The organism is Sulfurospirillum halorespirans DSM 13726, from assembly GCF_001723605.1.
GTDB lineage: Bacteria > Campylobacterota > Campylobacteria > Campylobacterales > Sulfurospirillaceae > Sulfurospirillum > Sulfurospirillum halorespirans.
The window spans coordinates 65,565-81,059 of sequence record NZ_CP017111.1 but is presented as its reverse complement, the minus strand read 5'-3'; the positions used below and the strand labels follow the sequence as shown (position 1 = coordinate 81,059).

16 protein-coding genes are annotated in these 15,495 nt (G+C 32.6%); 7 read left to right on the top strand and 9 right to left on the bottom strand.

Annotation, left to right across the window (positions count from 1 at the left end; genetic code table 11):
• Window positions 1-13 precede the first annotated feature (13 nt).
• From SHALO_RS00370 to SHALO_RS00355, 4 genes are read right to left on the bottom strand one after another with little or no spacing between them, the layout of a single operon-like run.
• A complete protein-coding gene (locus SHALO_RS00370) occupies window positions 14-2,227 on the bottom strand; it encodes a hypothetical protein (RefSeq protein ID WP_069476883.1) in 2,214 nt (737 codons plus the stop codon).
• Window positions 2,215-2,646, bottom strand: a complete 432-nt coding sequence (locus tag SHALO_RS00365) for a hypothetical protein (RefSeq protein ID WP_069476882.1) — start codon at window positions 2,644-2,646, stop codon at window positions 2,215-2,217. The genes SHALO_RS00370 and SHALO_RS00365 overlap by 13 nt, the downstream gene beginning before the upstream one ends.
• Window positions 2,647-2,656: 10 nt before the next feature.
• Window positions 2,657-2,920, bottom strand: coding sequence for a helix-turn-helix transcriptional regulator (locus SHALO_RS00360; RefSeq protein ID WP_069476881.1), 264 nt, complete (start codon window positions 2,918-2,920; stop codon window positions 2,657-2,659).
• Window positions 2,901-3,683: a phage replisome organizer N-terminal domain-containing protein gene (locus SHALO_RS00355; RefSeq protein WP_069476880.1), complete on the bottom strand. Its 783-nt coding sequence runs from the start codon at window positions 3,681-3,683 to the stop codon at window positions 2,901-2,903. The genes SHALO_RS00360 and SHALO_RS00355 overlap by 20 nt, the downstream gene beginning before the upstream one ends.
• 316 nt (window positions 3,684-3,999) lie before the next feature.
• Between SHALO_RS00355 and SHALO_RS00350 the strand changes: the two genes are divergently transcribed.
• The 3 genes from SHALO_RS00350 to SHALO_RS00340 are packed head-to-tail and all read left to right on the top strand — an operon-like array spanning window position 4,000 to window position 5,378.
• Window positions 4,000-4,416 (top strand): helix-turn-helix domain-containing protein, encoded by a 417-nt coding sequence (locus tag SHALO_RS00350; RefSeq protein WP_069476879.1) that lies wholly within the window; start codon window positions 4,000-4,002, stop codon window positions 4,414-4,416.
• A 2-nt stretch (window positions 4,417-4,418) separates the two neighbouring features.
• Window positions 4,419-4,859 carry a hypothetical protein gene (locus SHALO_RS00345; RefSeq protein ID WP_069476878.1) on the top strand — a complete coding sequence of 147 codons (441 nt, stop codon included), beginning with the start codon at window positions 4,419-4,421 and terminating at the stop codon, window positions 4,857-4,859.
• Between the two features lie 24 nt (window positions 4,860-4,883).
• The gene (locus tag SHALO_RS00340; protein ID WP_069476877.1) at window positions 4,884-5,378 is read left to right on the top strand and encodes a hypothetical protein; all 495 of its coding nucleotides are present in this window, start codon (window positions 4,884-4,886) and stop codon (window positions 5,376-5,378) included.
• 101 nt (window positions 5,379-5,479) lie between these two features.
• Here the strand turns inward: SHALO_RS00340 and SHALO_RS00335 are convergent, their stop codons facing one another.
• Entirely contained in the window at window positions 5,480-6,532 is a 1,053-nt protein-coding gene (locus SHALO_RS00335; RefSeq protein WP_069476876.1) for a hypothetical protein, read from the bottom strand.
• 395 nt (window positions 6,533-6,927) lie between these two features.
• On the opposite strand from SHALO_RS00335, the gene SHALO_RS00330 reads away from it, so the two are divergent.
• Both SHALO_RS00330 and SHALO_RS00325 read left to right on the top strand, forming a co-directional pair.
• The gene (locus SHALO_RS00330) at window positions 6,928-7,632 is read left to right on the top strand and encodes a hypothetical protein (protein WP_069476875.1); all 705 of its coding nucleotides are present in this window, start codon (window positions 6,928-6,930) and stop codon (window positions 7,630-7,632) included.
• A 58-nt stretch (window positions 7,633-7,690) separates the two neighbouring features.
• Window positions 7,691-8,899, top strand: a complete 1,209-nt coding sequence (locus SHALO_RS00325) for a phospholipase D family protein (protein ID WP_069476874.1) — start codon at window positions 7,691-7,693, stop codon at window positions 8,897-8,899.
• 225 nt (window positions 8,900-9,124) lie between these two features.
• On the opposite strand, the gene SHALO_RS00320 is transcribed toward SHALO_RS00325, so the two are convergent.
• Both SHALO_RS00320 and SHALO_RS00315 read right to left on the bottom strand, forming a co-directional pair.
• Window positions 9,125-9,859 (bottom strand): Fic/DOC family protein, encoded by a 735-nt coding sequence (locus SHALO_RS00320; protein WP_084010625.1) that lies wholly within the window; start codon window positions 9,857-9,859, stop codon window positions 9,125-9,127.
• Between the two features lie 217 nt (window positions 9,860-10,076).
• Window positions 10,077-10,346 (bottom strand): hypothetical protein, encoded by a 270-nt coding sequence (locus tag SHALO_RS00315; protein WP_069476873.1) that lies wholly within the window; start codon window positions 10,344-10,346, stop codon window positions 10,077-10,079.
• 264 nt (window positions 10,347-10,610) lie between these two features.
• Between SHALO_RS00315 and SHALO_RS00310 the strand changes: the two genes are divergently transcribed.
• Window positions 10,611-13,193: a tetratricopeptide repeat protein gene (locus SHALO_RS00310; protein WP_069476872.1), complete on the top strand. Its 2,583-nt coding sequence runs from the start codon at window positions 10,611-10,613 to the stop codon at window positions 13,191-13,193.
• 186 nt (window positions 13,194-13,379) lie between these two features.
• Here SHALO_RS00310 and SHALO_RS00305 read toward each other — a convergent pair whose 3' ends face one another.
• The gene (locus SHALO_RS00305; RefSeq protein ID WP_145923205.1) at window positions 13,380-13,571 is read right to left on the bottom strand and encodes a hypothetical protein; all 192 of its coding nucleotides are present in this window, start codon (window positions 13,569-13,571) and stop codon (window positions 13,380-13,382) included.
• A gap of 144 nt (window positions 13,572-13,715) precedes the next feature.
• Between SHALO_RS00305 and SHALO_RS00300 the strand changes: the two genes are divergently transcribed.
• Entirely contained in the window at window positions 13,716-14,981 is a 1,266-nt protein-coding gene (locus SHALO_RS00300; protein WP_069476870.1) for a DNA cytosine methyltransferase, read from the top strand.
• A gap of 21 nt (window positions 14,982-15,002) precedes the next feature.
• Here the strand turns inward: SHALO_RS00300 and SHALO_RS00295 are convergent, their stop codons facing one another.
• Complete coding sequence (locus SHALO_RS00295) at window positions 15,003-15,494, bottom strand: hypothetical protein (RefSeq protein ID WP_069479267.1); 492 nt, start codon at window positions 15,492-15,494, stop codon at window positions 15,003-15,005.
• Window position 15,495: the final 1 nt, after the last annotated feature.

Below are 15,495 nucleotides of genomic sequence, written 5' to 3'. Positions count from 1 at the left end.
CACTCCTTATTTTTTATACGAGAGATTGTCTTTCGAGCTTATTGGAAATTGGCTCGAGGAAGTCACCGACATTGTGCAATCCGATCATTTTGATCACGTGACCAGGTGCAGATAAGATCACTTTCCACATGAGATACACGGCCGCAAAAGACGAAGTTATTTTGATTAGTCCTAGTGAAAGTTGCAACACCATCGCCACAAAAAAGCTCTGATTGATAGCATCCAAAAGATAGAATTGTTCTTCCGCGAACATGACGAAAACGTCCATGCAGAGGTAGTACAAAAAGAGTCCAAGATAAATGAAAATAACGAGGAGTACCGGCTTAAAAAAGATCACGATACCAGTGACAAGATACTCGCTAATTTTGTCCGTCTTGCGCATTGTCACGGCGTACGCAACAACAAACGGTGTGATGAAGAAATACTGGGTTAGCTCAAATAACCATCCAACCACCGCAAGAATCCCGGCGATCATCGACGTGATCAATGGAATATATTTGAGGATCAATCCAACAAACATGGCCGCCAAAACGAGACTTGCTAACTGTATCGTTGCAGCACCCCCACCTTTGGAGATAAACGAAAATGCTTTACCACCAATTGGACTAAAAAATGTTGCGATGAATGTGAGCATCTCAACGCCACCAGAGATTACAGAATTAAACACTTGAAAAATTGTATTCACCCCAGGTAAGATCATATAGGTCATCTTTGCCATAACTGCGCCAAATAAACTACCACCCTCGGTTTTGATCTTCTCAAGTAAACTTTTTTCTTCATCACCAGAGGCATACGCATTACGAATTTTCTCTTGATTGCTTTCTTGGTCTTGCGTAATGCCACTTTTGCCGACTTCGATAAGTGGCGTCATCTCAATAAGTATTGCGGCCGAGGGGATAAATGCCGCATTGATCCATCCGAGCTCTGTTTGACGATTATTGAGGAATGTATTGATGCTATTGAGCTTGCTTTGCAATGCGTTATTGCCAAAGCTTTGCGCTATTTGATCCGCGTATTTGCTTTGTTGCGCGAAAGTCTTTGAAGCAATTAACCATTTGCGTTCAATAGATCTGCACGCTTTAGCGGTGACTCCTTCTTTTACTTGGTTTAAATTAAAAATGCTCTTCTGTGCTAAATCCGCATCACTTACTTGAAACGTCATTGCATCCGGAAAACGGCTCTTGCATTGTTGCATTACATTAGCGTAAAGATCACGTTGAGCCTTTGCACTATCTCGTAACGAATAGATCGTCGCTTCACCTTGCATTGTATTTGCGCCAACGCTAGAGTAAAGTTTTTGGAGATAGGTATTAACACCTATTACAGCCGCTTTATCGGCAATCTTTGTACTCGTCGCCATGAAATTGCGAATCACCGTTTGCATTAATGAGCTTTGCATATTATTCTCTTGTGGTATTGGAATATAAAACAACGTGACCGCAATAAGAGGGATATACAATTTGCTAAGGTAATTCGTATTGTCATTTTCTTTGGCTAAGTAGGCTTGCAGCTTTTTAGATCCAAGGATCACAATAAAGAATGCTGATACAAAGGCAAAAAGTAGATTTTGCAAGTAAGCATAAATACTCGACATGTTAGAAAATAAGTTCGAGAAGTAAGCTAGATTCGTTTTGTTGAGGCTATCAACACTCGAAACAATCTCTGAGTTTGTCGTCGCATCTTCCACGCCAAAAAACGATAGAAACGTCTCTTGCCTTGTGGTTGAGATATTTGTTCCGTAAAACACATTTGAGTTTTTAATTTGCAATATGCCGGTTGAGTTTGTCGCACTAAAATCAATGATGGACGGATCTAATGTTGCCATACCGGTGAGAAAGCGTGAAAACGTCATCGAGTCCGTTTCATATTTCGCGCCCGTCAATTGGTAATTTGTATTGGAGCTAGATTTGAGTTGCCCTGAGTAATCACTAGGATTTTTATTTGCTTGCGCTTTACATGTAAGGTTTTGTTGATTGGCGTTTACACCCAAAGCTTTACTTGTATTATTGCGACTATACACCTCACAATGTGTTGTACCGCTTTTCGCATCAAAATCGATGATCTGCGTTACATAACCATCAGCAACAGCTCGGCATGAAAATGAACATGTACCAGGTGTGACGATAGCATCATTAGCCGTAAAGAGCGAATCCGCTAACGTATCTTTCTCACTTGCAACATCAGCAAAAAGAAATAACGGGAATAAAAACAATACTAAGAAGCGCATTGCTCACTCCTTTTTTCACTTTGATCCAGCGAGGCGCAATACGCTTTAAACGAGTTATCAAACTCGAAGAATTCTTCCACATTCGGTATAAATCCAGTGATTTTCATGAAGCTTTCACCCGAGATATAAAACTCGCTGATTGTAGAAGCTCGATCATTTTTACTTACTAAGCACACGACAAACTCAGCACGACCTTTGCGCGTAAGTGCATATTGAGCCTTTAGAACACTAAATTTCTTTTTGATAATTCCATTGCAAGCCGTAGTATCACAAATGCCGGTTAGGATCTGCTCACCTTGAAAAAGGAAGCGAAACTCAAGAAAAAGATCTGATGACATCTCTGATTGCGTAAGCCTGTCAACCTTATTTTCAAGCTCTTCTAATCGTCTTAATAAAATATCTGTGTTTTCATGTTTCATCACACACCTCTTACATGGTTTTAATGGTGCTGCGAGAAAGCCACTCGGCTAGTTCTAACTTTGTATAAAGGACTCTAGCTCTCTTACCTCTCTGTGTCACCTTGATAAATTGTGGACCTAAACCATCTCGGCGTAACAAACTCAAAGTCGTTGAGCTAACGCCGATTGCTTCGGCCGCTTGCTTTTGATTTAGACAAATGAGCTTTTTAAAAACAGGGTTTGAGTTAAGTTCCGCTAGGATTTTGGCTGCGTTTTCACTGATTGTTGTTTGCATAGTTTTCTTCCTTATGTTGGTTTTGTGCTTGTATTTGTGCGAGATCAAGAACATGAGTTTTTACGTGGTAGAGGTATTGCCAAATCTCAAAGCTCTCAGTGCTTTTAACGATTTTATTGGTGTGGAGATCAAAGATGTAACCGCCCTTGATACAAAAGCCAAGATGATTACTCGAATAACCCATCTTCCCTTGAAGGCTGAACGCGAAAGTAGGGCATGTAGTGATAAGTTCTTCCCTGAACTTATTGAGATACTTTAAATCAAATCTCTCTTTTCTTTCTGGAGTGGGAGAGAGAAAGAGAGAGGGTTTTATCTCTTTCTCTATATCTTTCTCTTTCTCTGTGTCACTTCTTGTCACATAGCCGTCACAATGTGACGTTAATGGTATTTCACCTACGTTTTGACGCTCTCTTAACTTTCGCATTCTCTCGGCGCTATCGCCTTCCTTACCGATAAGATCAGGAACACGTTGCAATAAAAAGGCTTCATCTGAAACTTCCTCTAGCTCTCCATTAGAACTTAAAAAGGCTAGGACAACTTTCACGTTATTCTCATCCTCATCAAGCTTTAAAGACAACTCATCTTCCAACGTTTTTTCGATGCCTTCAAATTCAAGAATGCCGTTAGTATTAATGACTAACAACATCATTTTTAGAAAGATAATGACGTAGGTGTCACCGCCAGCGATACGGCGAAGTTTTTTGATCTTTGGGTCAACAAAAAAGTTGTTTGGTAGCTTTAACCAGTAGTATTTTTTGGCCATAGTATCCCTTTGTGTATTTTTCAAATTTTGAATTTTTAACAATCAGAGGGATTTGTGGTAGAATTGCAGACCACACCCTCAACTCAGAACGGTGTTAGCATTTTCCCTAACTGCTTGGTCGTTGATAGGGAAAATGTTTTATCAATAATTTACTCCTAGTTTTATTTTTCCTCCATATTTTTGTATTTTAAACGGCTTTTTGATAAAATAACGAATATTTTAATAAATTATCAATATTTTAAATTGTATTTTATCTCATAATTAAATACTTGTCAAGAATAATATTGAAATATGCAATTAAATAAAAGGATATATATTGAATATTGAGATATTAATTCAAAAGCTTATTAAACATTACAATATTAAGACTATCACTGAACTTGCTGAAAAATTATCAACAACACAATCAACTATTAGTGGATGGCGCAGTCGAAATGCTATTGGTGCATTAGTAGAAAAAGTAGCAGAAGAAAATCCAGAAATTTTATCAATACTATTCAAAAATGATCATTCTCAAATAAATAATTTTCAAAATTCAACTTTATCAGGGAATGCGACTGGTGTTGAAATTGGATCAACCAATAAAATATCATTATCTGCGAATCAAGAAGGTGATTTCTTGCCATGTGATGATTTTGCAAAAACTCTTTTCAAAGAACTATGCAAAAAATATCAAGATGATCAAAACAAACTACATGCTTTATTGTTTCAAATGATTCAATCAAAGGAATAAAAATGTCTGATCTTCCTAATCAAGTAGTCAATAATAACTTTAGTAGCGCAACCCTACACGATCACACTACTGGTGTAGCATTCAATGCAAATGTTGACACAGTAAATAATTATACTATCCCAAAAATATCTTGTCTTGCAGATGACGATAGCCATAAGTATCTTTCATCTTTCTTCCTATCCTTGCATGCGAAAATAATTCTATGGGGATGGATAGCGCTTGTTTTTACACTTTTTTTAGTTGAGCTTTTTAAGCCGAAATGGGTCATTACGACATTTGAGTATAGGTGGTATTTTTTAATGCTCACAACGCTCGTAGTGTTTATTTGTATTTATATGCTCGAGAAAGCTTATAGAAAATGGAAAACTGATTTTACCGTCAAACAAATGATTTTGTTTCTTGCCATCTATTCAGCTATATGCATATATATTTTTTTTATATAAATGACAAAACAGAATGAATTTATAATGCCGAACAGTAAAACAAAATTGATTTCGTTAACATTAAAACTCATTTTTGCCTTTGGTCTTTTTACTATCCCTTTTATCGCGTTTTACCCTGATCCAGTATTTTTTGACCTTACAAGAGATATTCGTTGTGGTGCAAGTGCCGACTCTGTTTTAGGACATGGTACAGCAGACGCAAACATTATTACAGCTTTAATCCTTTTTGCTTTATTTATCGTTGTAATGTTGGCAATTAGTGTTTACCTTTCACATAAATTGCAAACAATGCTTTTAAAACCAAAAAATCAAGTCGTACAAGGTTTTATGATCTTAATTCTGTTTTTTAGTGGTATTGCAAGTGGCTTTTTTTTTAATGTGGCGATGGGTGATACCCATTACGCTAATTGCTATAACAAAGCAAGTGAAAGATCAATTTTAGAAAAGAATTGGCGTAAAGAGATCAGAGCATACACGGGTTTTAATAACCTTTTAGGTGTTGATCTCGTACTTAAATAAATACTATTGAATTTTCTCAAAATAACTTATTCGGCTTATACAAACTTGTTACTATACAACTCTGCATAATATACAGAGTTGTATAAGTTGCTTTTAAATATTTATTTTTCGTAATCTTTGCTATTCCATAGTCCACATTTCTTATATTTATTGAGTAAAAATCGCTCAATAGATAGAGATTCTATCTTAGATAGGTTATCATTATATATTTCAATGCTCATTTGCCTTCCTTCGAAATACTCTCTATTTAACTCTTTAACATGAGATACCCCAGAGTTTACATGTAAATATCTATCTTTCTTACCTTCACCAATGTATCTCACAACATTGTCGATATCTCTAGCTATATAGACAATGTGCGTTTTATTGTCCAAAATCTCCCGTGGAGTTAGCTTACCATTACTAAAATCCAATCTGTTACACGGTGCCAATTTAACTTCATATAATATAAAATGATCTAAACATTGCCAAAATATATTAGTTTTATTATTTCCCATAGGGGGAATTAAGATATCCATTGCCTTTGCAATATTTTTATCCTTTTTTACATTTGGAAAACTAAATTGATGGAATAAATCTCCTTTTGAGCCAGAAACGATAAATCTGTAACTGCACCCAATTGAATCAAAATATTTATCATCTTCTTCGCTATAACTTTTTAATATAAATTTACCTTCGGTTGTCTCCATATATTCATTAATATCAAAATTAAATTCGCTAAACCCAAAAGGTATAAGCCTACTGTCGACTATTAATTTAATCATTATATTTACTGGGGGTCCATAGAAAGATTGAAGATAAATAACTTCTAAATTATCGTGATCTTCTGAAATTTGTTCTTTAGTATCAGTTAAACTATTAATAAACTTATTTATACATTCTTTTACAAAACTATTCAATGTAGTATTTTTGATTGTTTTTTCTGAGCATTCTTTTGATCTAATAAAATTTTCAAATAGATTTATTTCATGCTTATCTAATGTTTTTTTTAATGCATTAATTAATTGTAAAGGGATAGATCCAATTGGATGATTGGTATTTGAAAAATTATTGGGTTCATCAACTAATTTCATTTGCCCATTTTCGCTATGAAATGTTACTGACTTTATAAATGGTTTATTAACTATGTCGTTTTCATATTCTTTTTGTGTCATAGTAGCTCCAATAATTGAAAATTTTTATTAAAAAAAAATATCGGCACTTTGAGTTTTTTCTAAAAAAATCTTTAATCGATCATCGATCTAATCTGGAGATAGCACCGGGTTACACACACTGTGAAAAATACCGACACGGTTTTTTCATCGGTGGGTTTAAGAGGTGTGTCAGCGACTGACTCTAATAACGACTTTTGCCACATCAAAATAAGCATTTGCTTATTTTTTTCATGCCACACTATTATTTATATAAAATATCCAAAATTATATTTGAATAACAAGTTATTATTTTAACGTATAATAGGCAACAATAAATTTTGCTAAAGTTACATTAAATCTATTATCACGTTATTTATTGTTTATACTTCTTTACAATCAATATTCAAAGGATTATCATGGATAGAGCCTTGCATCCTACTTTAGATAAAGTCATTTCTATACTAGAATATAAACAGTTTATTGTCGACAACGGCCATGTAACTGATCGGTTAGCCTCTCCAGCAAGATGCCCTGTATGCAAACACGATATGAGGTTAAGAGGTGGACAAACTCAAGACAATGAGCATTTTTACCATGTTGATCATAATTCATATTGTCCAACTAAAGCAAAAAATGCTCTTCCTTATCTAATATTGTTTCCAACGCATCCTGATCCAGCAATTGTTCGGGCAAATAAAGAATTTTTGAAAAATCATTTAGAGCATATTTATACAAGAATACTTAAGATCGCACCTTGCTTAGCTTTCAAAGAAGAATTTATCGAAATACTAAAAGAAGCATCAAGATTAAATATATATGCATATGCCAATCTAAAGCCAGAATATCTACCATATGTCTTAGTTACTTTAATAAATTTTCTACCAAGTCGTAGTTATCAAAAAAAAAGAATCTATAAATTCATTTTTATGTATGACGGAGGGATAGAGAATTTTGATCAACTGTGGATACACGATGGTTTTAATGCAAATTTATATCGCTATTCGTATAACAATACCACACCAATTACGGCTAGTCCCATTGAGACCAACATAGACTATTTAAGTGCGCCTTACATAAAGTTGTCTCCTAAACAAATTGATTGGTGTAACAAAATAATTTAGGTAGATTTAGAGTTGGGCTTACGTATGAATAATCTTGAATTCATTATAAGGTAACAATATGCACTTACTAACTACCCCTAGACAAATTGAGTCCACATTATGCAAACTGATTCAAAAATATGAGCAAATTCAATTTGCTAGTGCATGGGCATCAAATAACTCTTTGGCTTTTGATATGCTTATGAAAAATACCTCTAAAATCTATCATAGTTGTGTCGGTATTCATTTTTATCAAACGCATCCCGAGTTTATTAAAGCCTTCCTAAATAGTGATCATATGAGATTTAAAACAGATCCTAAGGGAATATTTCATTCGAAAGTATATTTATTTTCAAATTCTGAAAATGAATGGGAGTGTTTGATAGGAAGTGCTAATTTTACGGCTGCTGCAATGAAAAAAAATACTGAAATGCTTCTCCATTTTAACAGTAATGATTCTCAAGCAAGTATTATATTCACTCAGTTAAGTAATGAACTAGAAAGGTACTGGTCATCTGCGCAAATATTTAATGATGACGACTACAACCGATATAAGAGCCTATGGGATAAGAAATTACATATACGGTCACATTTGGCAGATGAATATAGTCAAGAATCGCCAGGAAAACCTGCATATCTATCAAATATTATGACTCTTACATGGTCACAATTTTATAAAAGTGCAAAAAATGATAAATACCATTCTTTTGAGATTAGACTTGAACTTTTAAAAAAAGCTCATGAATATTTTACAAAATGGGAATATAAAGATATGCCGGAAGAATACAGAAAACAAATTGCTGGAATTGTAAAATATGATAAAGATAATCCAGAGTTAGATTGGATGTATTTTGGACACATGGCATCACCACGGTTTAAAAATAGAATTTCTGATGAACATGTAAATATATCTAAAGCCCTGAAACACATTCCAAAAGATGGTGATATTAATAAAGAGGATTACCTTAAATATATTGAATATTTTCAAGAGCATGATAAATATGGTTATGGAGTTCCCACCGTAAGTCGTATCCTGTCAATGATAAGACCAGATGTATTTTTTTGCTTAACTGGAGCAAATGAAAAAATCTTGTATGATGATTTCGGAATTAAAAAAATTGGCAGAAAAGAATATGAACGCTATTGGGATGATATCATCGAAAGAATCAAAAATACAAAATGGTGGGATAGCGGAAAACCTCAAAAAGCAGAAGAATTAGCTCTTTGGAATAACCGAGCTGCTATGTTAGATGCTATTTTGTATGATGGAAATCTGTTTTCTAATTAAAATATAATGTGCCAATATCTTGGTTTCTTACTTTATAACTAGAGTAATGTTCAGTTTCTAATTAATCTGATCTGGAGATAGCACCGGGTTACACACACACTGTGAAAAATACCGACACGGTTTTTTCATCGGTGGGTTTAAGAGGTGCGGTGGTCGATTATTACAATGATCCTTTATGGCTACGCTCTTGGTATTTTCACTTATTCACTCTAGAGCGTTCATTCCTTAGCTTCTATCGCTTGTTTCTATCAGCTCAAGATGATGCCTCATAAGTATCTCGAGGCTATTGATAAACCCTTTAGCAGCGTTTTGACACGCTCTGATCATTGCCTCTTGAGAGACTTGATGGAGTGATAAAATGTAACCGGCATTTTGAGCGAGGCTTTCCATAAATAAACGCTGCGTTCGCCCATTTCCCTCACGGAATGGATGCAGCAAGTTTAACCCATTAAAAAAGATCGCCATTTCCTGAGCAAATTCTTTGTGATCCAAATTCACAAAAAAATTATCATCTCGAAGCGCATCAAAAAGAGCTTTGGATACTTCTGGTAATTTGATCCCTGGTGTGAAGCGTGTCCCACCTTTGACAAATACACCAGGATATCCCATCTCAAAACGATCTTTTCCGGCAAACGTATAGACATCATCAAAGAGGCGTTTATGAATGGCCTGGAGGTAGTTAAAATCGAAGATCCCCGTAACTGGCTTATCTCTTATCGATAATTCTGTAATAAGCGTTAGCTTTTGTTCTTTCAAAAATAAATCTTTTAAATTTATGGCCTCGACTTTATTCGAGCTTAATAGTTCTTGATCAAAGAGTGGCAGTTCGGTATTCTTATCTTGGATCTGCGCACGTATGTTTTTGATCTCTGTGATAGCCTCAATGCGTGCTTCTTCATAGGATAAATCATTTTTTGCCATACGTACTAATCTATCAATATCGTATTTATCTGCAAACATTCCCTCGAGAGCATGATTACCTATCGTGGCTTCTATATTTCGATATTGATCCGATATTAATTTACCCTGGTATTTATTGAGGAGTTTGAGGCAATCATCTGTACATGTAGGATTCAAATCTGGCGACCTTTGAAGTGATGAAATTGGGTACGAAGATATCCACTCAGACGCTAGATATACTAATTCAAAATTCTATGTCCTAAACTAAATAATATATTTAAATATTAATTTTTTCATTTTGTTTATAATTTTTTATACCTTCTTGCAATTTTTTACAAATTTCGCCATATGTGCCTGAGGGTAAAATTGTTCCCTCTTGGCTACCATAATTAAACGATATCTGATCGCCACTCCTCGTTACTCTATAATTTCCTAATTGGAGTTGACCATTTATAGGTAAATCGCAAAATTCTTCAATACTTTTTTCTGTCATTATTATTTCATAATTACTATCATCTTTAATATTAATTGTATATACTATATTCATATCAAACCTTTCTTTATAATTTCAAAATATTTTATTGCATGTAACTAGTATCAAAATAAATTTTATCATAATTATTATCTGTTAAGTTTTTAAAGTAATTTTCTTCAAGAGCGTCTAATGTTTTGAGGGTATCCCAAAAAAAGACGCCCTAAAAGTCTCCATTTGAGCATTATAAATGAGCAGATTTATAGAGAGTTACTTGATAAAATAATAAAAATAAGAATACAATAAACATCAAAAGCTTATATTTGCAGGAAGCATTAAATGGAAAGATATCGATTTAATATAATAAAAGATGAAATTCAATTTGAAAATTTTTCTCGAGATTTTGTAAAACTACTATATCCAGCTTTTACTTTTCAGTTGTATGGCAAAAAAGGTCAATCACAATTTGGGATCGATGGGCATAGTACGAGTGGTGATATTTATTTTCAATCCAAACATAAAAGCAAAGAAACGATCAAAGATCAGATAATTATAGAAGAGATAAATAATGAATTGAATAAAGCCAAGACAAAAATGCAAGAATCTTGCCAGAATAGAGAATGTAAATATCTATTTTTTTCTACGCATAAACAATCAGCAGTGATCCAGGATGAAGCAAAAAAATTATCATCAGAAAAGATTATTGTAGAATATTGGGGTTGGGAAACTATAGAATCATACTTGAATGATTTCTATAATAAAGATAATAGAGATTTTTTCTCAAAATATTATCCGGAGATCGCAAAAAATTTAGATAGTTTTATCCCTAAACAACTAAGTATCAAATCTTCAAGTCAAACAACGGGATTCATTGGACGAGAAAATGAACTCAAAAAGATTGATAGTATATTAAAAACCAACAAAACATTATTAATTAATGGTATCGGAGGTATAGGTAAATCATCACTTGCAAATCACTATGTAACTCAAAATAAAGATTCATACGATTATTATGGTTTATTTGACGATATATCCAGCATGATCTCCGATCTTAAATTGATTTTGAATTTGAAATCTGAAATTGAGCCTGATATATTGAAAGAAGCTATAGTTGCCCTTAGAAAATTAAACGGTAGAAAGCTTTTTGTAATTGATAATATTTTAGATATTAATAGTATTAATATTTTATTATCATTAAAAGACTATGGATTTACTTTACTGCTTACATCTAGAGAAACAATAGATACAATCGAATGCTTCGAATTAAGTGTGATGAGTCTTGATGATGCAAAAAATTTATTTAATTCAATTTATAAAATTGAAGATACTTTGTTGGAGCAAATTTTAAATTATTTAGATAATCATACTTTTTTTATAGAAAAAATTGCTAAAACTCTATCCAATAAAGATTCATTGACTCCAGAAAAAATACTAGAATATTTTCAAAATGGAGAGTTTTCAAAAATTAAAATGAATAGAAAAGAAAGCTTTAAAAAGCTTTTAGATGAGTTGTTTACTATTGATGGTTTAGAGAATGAGGAGATCCTAGCTTTAAAACAAATATCTATTTTCCCTTCAGCATTTATACTTTTTCGAGATTTGAAACTCATTTTGCAGAAAGAAGATGAAACAGATTTTGAAGATATGTTAAATTATTTATCTGAAAAAGGTTGGTTAATTAAATATAATGACGGATCTTTCAAGGGATATAAATTACATCAAATTAATAAAGAGTATTTGTTTTCATCGCATACACCAAGCTTTGAAGACATAAAAATACCTCTAACTTTTTATAATTTAATTCTTCAACACAGTGTAGAGATAGAAGTCAGTTTAGATCACAAAAATAGATTAATATTTTTTGAATCATTATATAAGTTTTTGAAAGTACTAAATATATATAATCAAGAAGTGTTTATATTTTTTCAACGAATTGGAAATGTATATTTGCATCTAGGTAACATCAACTTATCCTTAGAAGTTTTCCATAGAGCTCTAGAAATATCAAATGAGATAAATGATTTGCATAAAATGCATACAGCAGAAGTTTACTCTTCACTAGGTGAAATATATAGAAGACTTGGCGATTATGCAAATGCAATGAAATATATGGAAGAATCTATTTTAATATCTGAACAATATTTAGATGAAAACTCTTTAGCGTTAGCAGGACAATATTCTAATAGAGGACATCTATATAAAACTTTTGGACAGATCGATAAGTCTTTTGAGTATTTTTCTAAAGCATTGAAAATTATGGAATTGTACGAAAGTAATCCTAAAGAAAGTTTTGTCTATAAAGGCATTGCAGAAGCTTATCAAATAAAACAACAATATGATAAAGCATTAGATTTTTTTAAAAAAGCATTAAATTCAAGAAAGAAATTTTTTAAAGATGATAATCCTCTAATTGCGCAAAGTTATAATGATTTAGGTTTTATATATGCAAAAATGGATCAAAGAGAAAAAGCATTGCCTTTCTACATAGAAGCTATGAACAGATATGAAATAACTTTGGGAGAAGAACATATTGATACAGCCTCTGTGTATAATAATTTAGGTGAATTATATAGATATACAAAAAAATATTCAAAAGCATACCCTTTGATTAAAAAAGCAATGAATATACGAGAAATACAACAAGGGGCATATGCATTGGATACTGCCATGTCTTATAATACAATGGGTGTATATAATGCCGATATCGGGGAATATAATGAATCAATTGAATATTTAACTAAATCATTCAATATTTTGAATGCAACACTAGGCCCAAACCATATTTATACTATTCAAACTCAAGAAAATATACACTATACACATTCATTAATGATACAAAACAATATAAAGAAAATAGGGCGGAATGATGCTTGCTCTTGCGGGAGTGGTAAAAAATATAAAAAATGCTGTGGGATAAATTAATTTATAATCTATGCTTTTTCTTGAAATTATAAAATGCTATAAAAAAGCATTAACTATATTAGTACAAACTTATAATCACAATGCATTTCATCTATGCCACAAGAGCTAATTGTTTTTTCAATATTACGATACTGATTTGGGATTAATTTATCTTAGTACTCATTGAGGATTTTAATGCAATCATTTTTACGTGTACGGTTCAAGTTTAGTGACCTTTGAAGCAATGAAATTGGGAGAATCAATATCCAAGTGAATTAATCCCTCGATCGTTTTACCCATGAGCAGATCTTCTACCTCTTTTTTGGTTATATCTCTGAGCAGATCTTCTTGAGCGTAATTGATATGAAATCCACAACTATCATCATAACAATAAACCATTTTTTTACCGGCTTTTAACGGCCATGAGCATATTGGGCAATCGAGCATTTATTAACCCTTAAGGTAGTTTTAATAATGCTACCATGGCGATACTTAAGATTAGCCCTGTTATAATCCAGTTCTAACTAAATATAAGAGGTCAAAGTGGTTGTTCTAGATTTATTTTCAGGTGCTGGAGGCCTATCTGAAGGCTTTTTTCGAGCTAATGCTACCTTCGTAGGACATGTTGAATTGGATCCTTATGCATGCAAAACATTAAAAACTAGAACTGCATATTGGAATTTAAAACAACAAGGAAAACTCAATATCTATTACGATTACCTTTTAAAAAAAATATCAACAGAAACTCTGTGGGATAAAGCGAATGTTTTACATTCCGATGATGTAATAAATAAAGAAATTTCAGAATCAACTTTTCCTGAAATAACTTCGCGTATTAAAGCAAATCTCAAAAATAAAAATTTGCAACATGTTGATGTTATTATTGGAGGCCCTCCATGTCAAGCATATTCTATCATAGGAAGAGCTAGAATGAAGGAATCTGTTAGTGCTGATCCAAGAAATTTTTTGTATAAATATTATGTCAAATTTCTAACTACTTTTAAGCCTAAAATGTTTATTTTTGAAAATGTTCCTGGTTTAAGAAGTGCTGGAGATGGGCAGTACTTTAAAGATCTAAAAACTGCTATCGATAAAGCTGGATATCATATTGAAGAACCCCAAGAACTCATTGCATCTGACTTCGGAGTATTACAAAATCGCAGAAGAATCATTATTGTGGGCTGGGAAAAAAAGAAAAATATGCAGTATCAATATCCTGATTTTGAAAAAATTAATATTGATAAATATTTAGTCAATGACCTTTTAAAAGATCTACCATCAACAACTCCAGGAACACGAATAGAGGGTAAAAATGAATACATTCAGAATACGAATGCTTATTTAATAAAAGCGAATATACGAGAAAAGAATTTTAATATATTAACGCAACATGAAACAAGACCTCATAATGAACGAGATCGAGAAATATACAAAGAAGCTATATTAGCATGGAATCTCTATAAAAAAAGACTTTGCTATAAAGAATTAGCAAGTAGAAGGCCTGAACTTATTACCCATAAGAACACTGAATCATTTACAAATAGATTCAACGTAATTAAAGCTGATGAAAAAGCATCTCATACTATTCTTGCCCATATGGCAATGGATGGACACTATTATATTCATCCAGATATTCAACAATTACGCTCTTTATCAATAAGAGAAGCAGCTAGGTTGCAAAGTTTTCCTGACGATTTCTATTTTGAAGGGCCTAGAACATCAGCTTTTAGGCAAATAGGAAACGCTGTACCGCCTAAAATGGCAGAACAGATTGCAAAAACAATAAAAAAGTTAATTGATAATTTATAGAATACATTTATACAAGATTACTTATAATACTTTCTCGTAAATACATTTTGCTTTTTCTTTTAATTTTTTAGAGTATGTTAAATTCCAAGCTTGCATACGACTATGCCATTTTTTATTTTCCAAAAAATCATTCCAAGTTAATTCCAAAATACATTCTAATTCAAAATTATCGTTTAATTTTACAATAATTACGTATTCGAATTTCTGCATAGGTATTTCAAGAGATCCTTGAGATGGTAACCCATAAAAAACTCCCGTTGAGCCATAATTAGTCACTGTTTTAATAGAATAACGCTCACCCTTCCTACTAATTGCATCAATATTTTCTGTACTGGGTGGTGCAAATTGAAGGTTTGGTAGTTTAGGATTATTATTATAAAAATCTAAAGCGATATATTCACCTATTTCACCAGTGATATTCTTTGTTCGAATGATATTTCTCTTTTTTAATTCTTGTATGCATTTGCTATAAATCTCAATAATTTCCGAATGCCTAAGTGTTTCTAAATTCATA

Excerpts from the sequence above, each read along its gene's own strand:
- SHALO_RS00320 (WP_084010625.1), bottom strand. The coding sequence starts at position 9,859 with ATGTTTGCAGATAAATACGATATTGATAGATTAGTACGTATGGCAAAA.
- SHALO_RS00370 (WP_069476883.1), bottom strand. The coding sequence starts at position 2,227 with ATGCGCTTCTTAGTATTGTTTTTATTCCCGTTATTTCTTTTTGCTGAT.
- SHALO_RS00310 (WP_069476872.1), top strand. The coding sequence starts at position 10,611 with ATGGAAAGATATCGATTTAATATAATAAAAGATGAAATTCAATTTGAA.
- SHALO_RS00360 (WP_069476881.1), bottom strand. The coding sequence starts at position 2,920 with ATGCAAACAACAATCAGTGAAAACGCAGCCAAAATCCTAGCGGAACTT.
- SHALO_RS00295 (WP_069479267.1), bottom strand. The coding sequence starts at position 15,494 with ATGAATTTAGAAACACTTAGGCATTCGGAAATTATTGAGATTTATAGC.
- SHALO_RS00325 (WP_069476874.1), top strand. The coding sequence starts at position 7,691 with ATGCACTTACTAACTACCCCTAGACAAATTGAGTCCACATTATGCAAA.
- SHALO_RS00315 (WP_069476873.1), bottom strand. The coding sequence starts at position 10,346 with ATGAATATAGTATATACAATTAATATTAAAGATGATAGTAATTATGAA.
- SHALO_RS00340 (WP_069476877.1), top strand. The coding sequence starts at position 4,884 with ATGCCGAACAGTAAAACAAAATTGATTTCGTTAACATTAAAACTCATT.
- SHALO_RS00345 (WP_069476878.1), top strand. The coding sequence starts at position 4,419 with ATGTCTGATCTTCCTAATCAAGTAGTCAATAATAACTTTAGTAGCGCA.
- SHALO_RS00355 (WP_069476880.1), bottom strand. The coding sequence starts at position 3,683 with ATGGCCAAAAAATACTACTGGTTAAAGCTACCAAACAACTTTTTTGTT.
- SHALO_RS00365 (WP_069476882.1), bottom strand. The coding sequence starts at position 2,646 with ATGAAACATGAAAACACAGATATTTTATTAAGACGATTAGAAGAGCTT.
- SHALO_RS00335 (WP_069476876.1), bottom strand. The coding sequence starts at position 6,532 with ATGACACAAAAAGAATATGAAAACGACATAGTTAATAAACCATTTATA.
- SHALO_RS00330 (WP_069476875.1), top strand. The coding sequence starts at position 6,928 with ATGGATAGAGCCTTGCATCCTACTTTAGATAAAGTCATTTCTATACTA.
- SHALO_RS00305 (WP_145923205.1), bottom strand. The coding sequence starts at position 13,571 with ATGGTTTATTGTTATGATGATAGTTGTGGATTTCATATCAATTACGCT.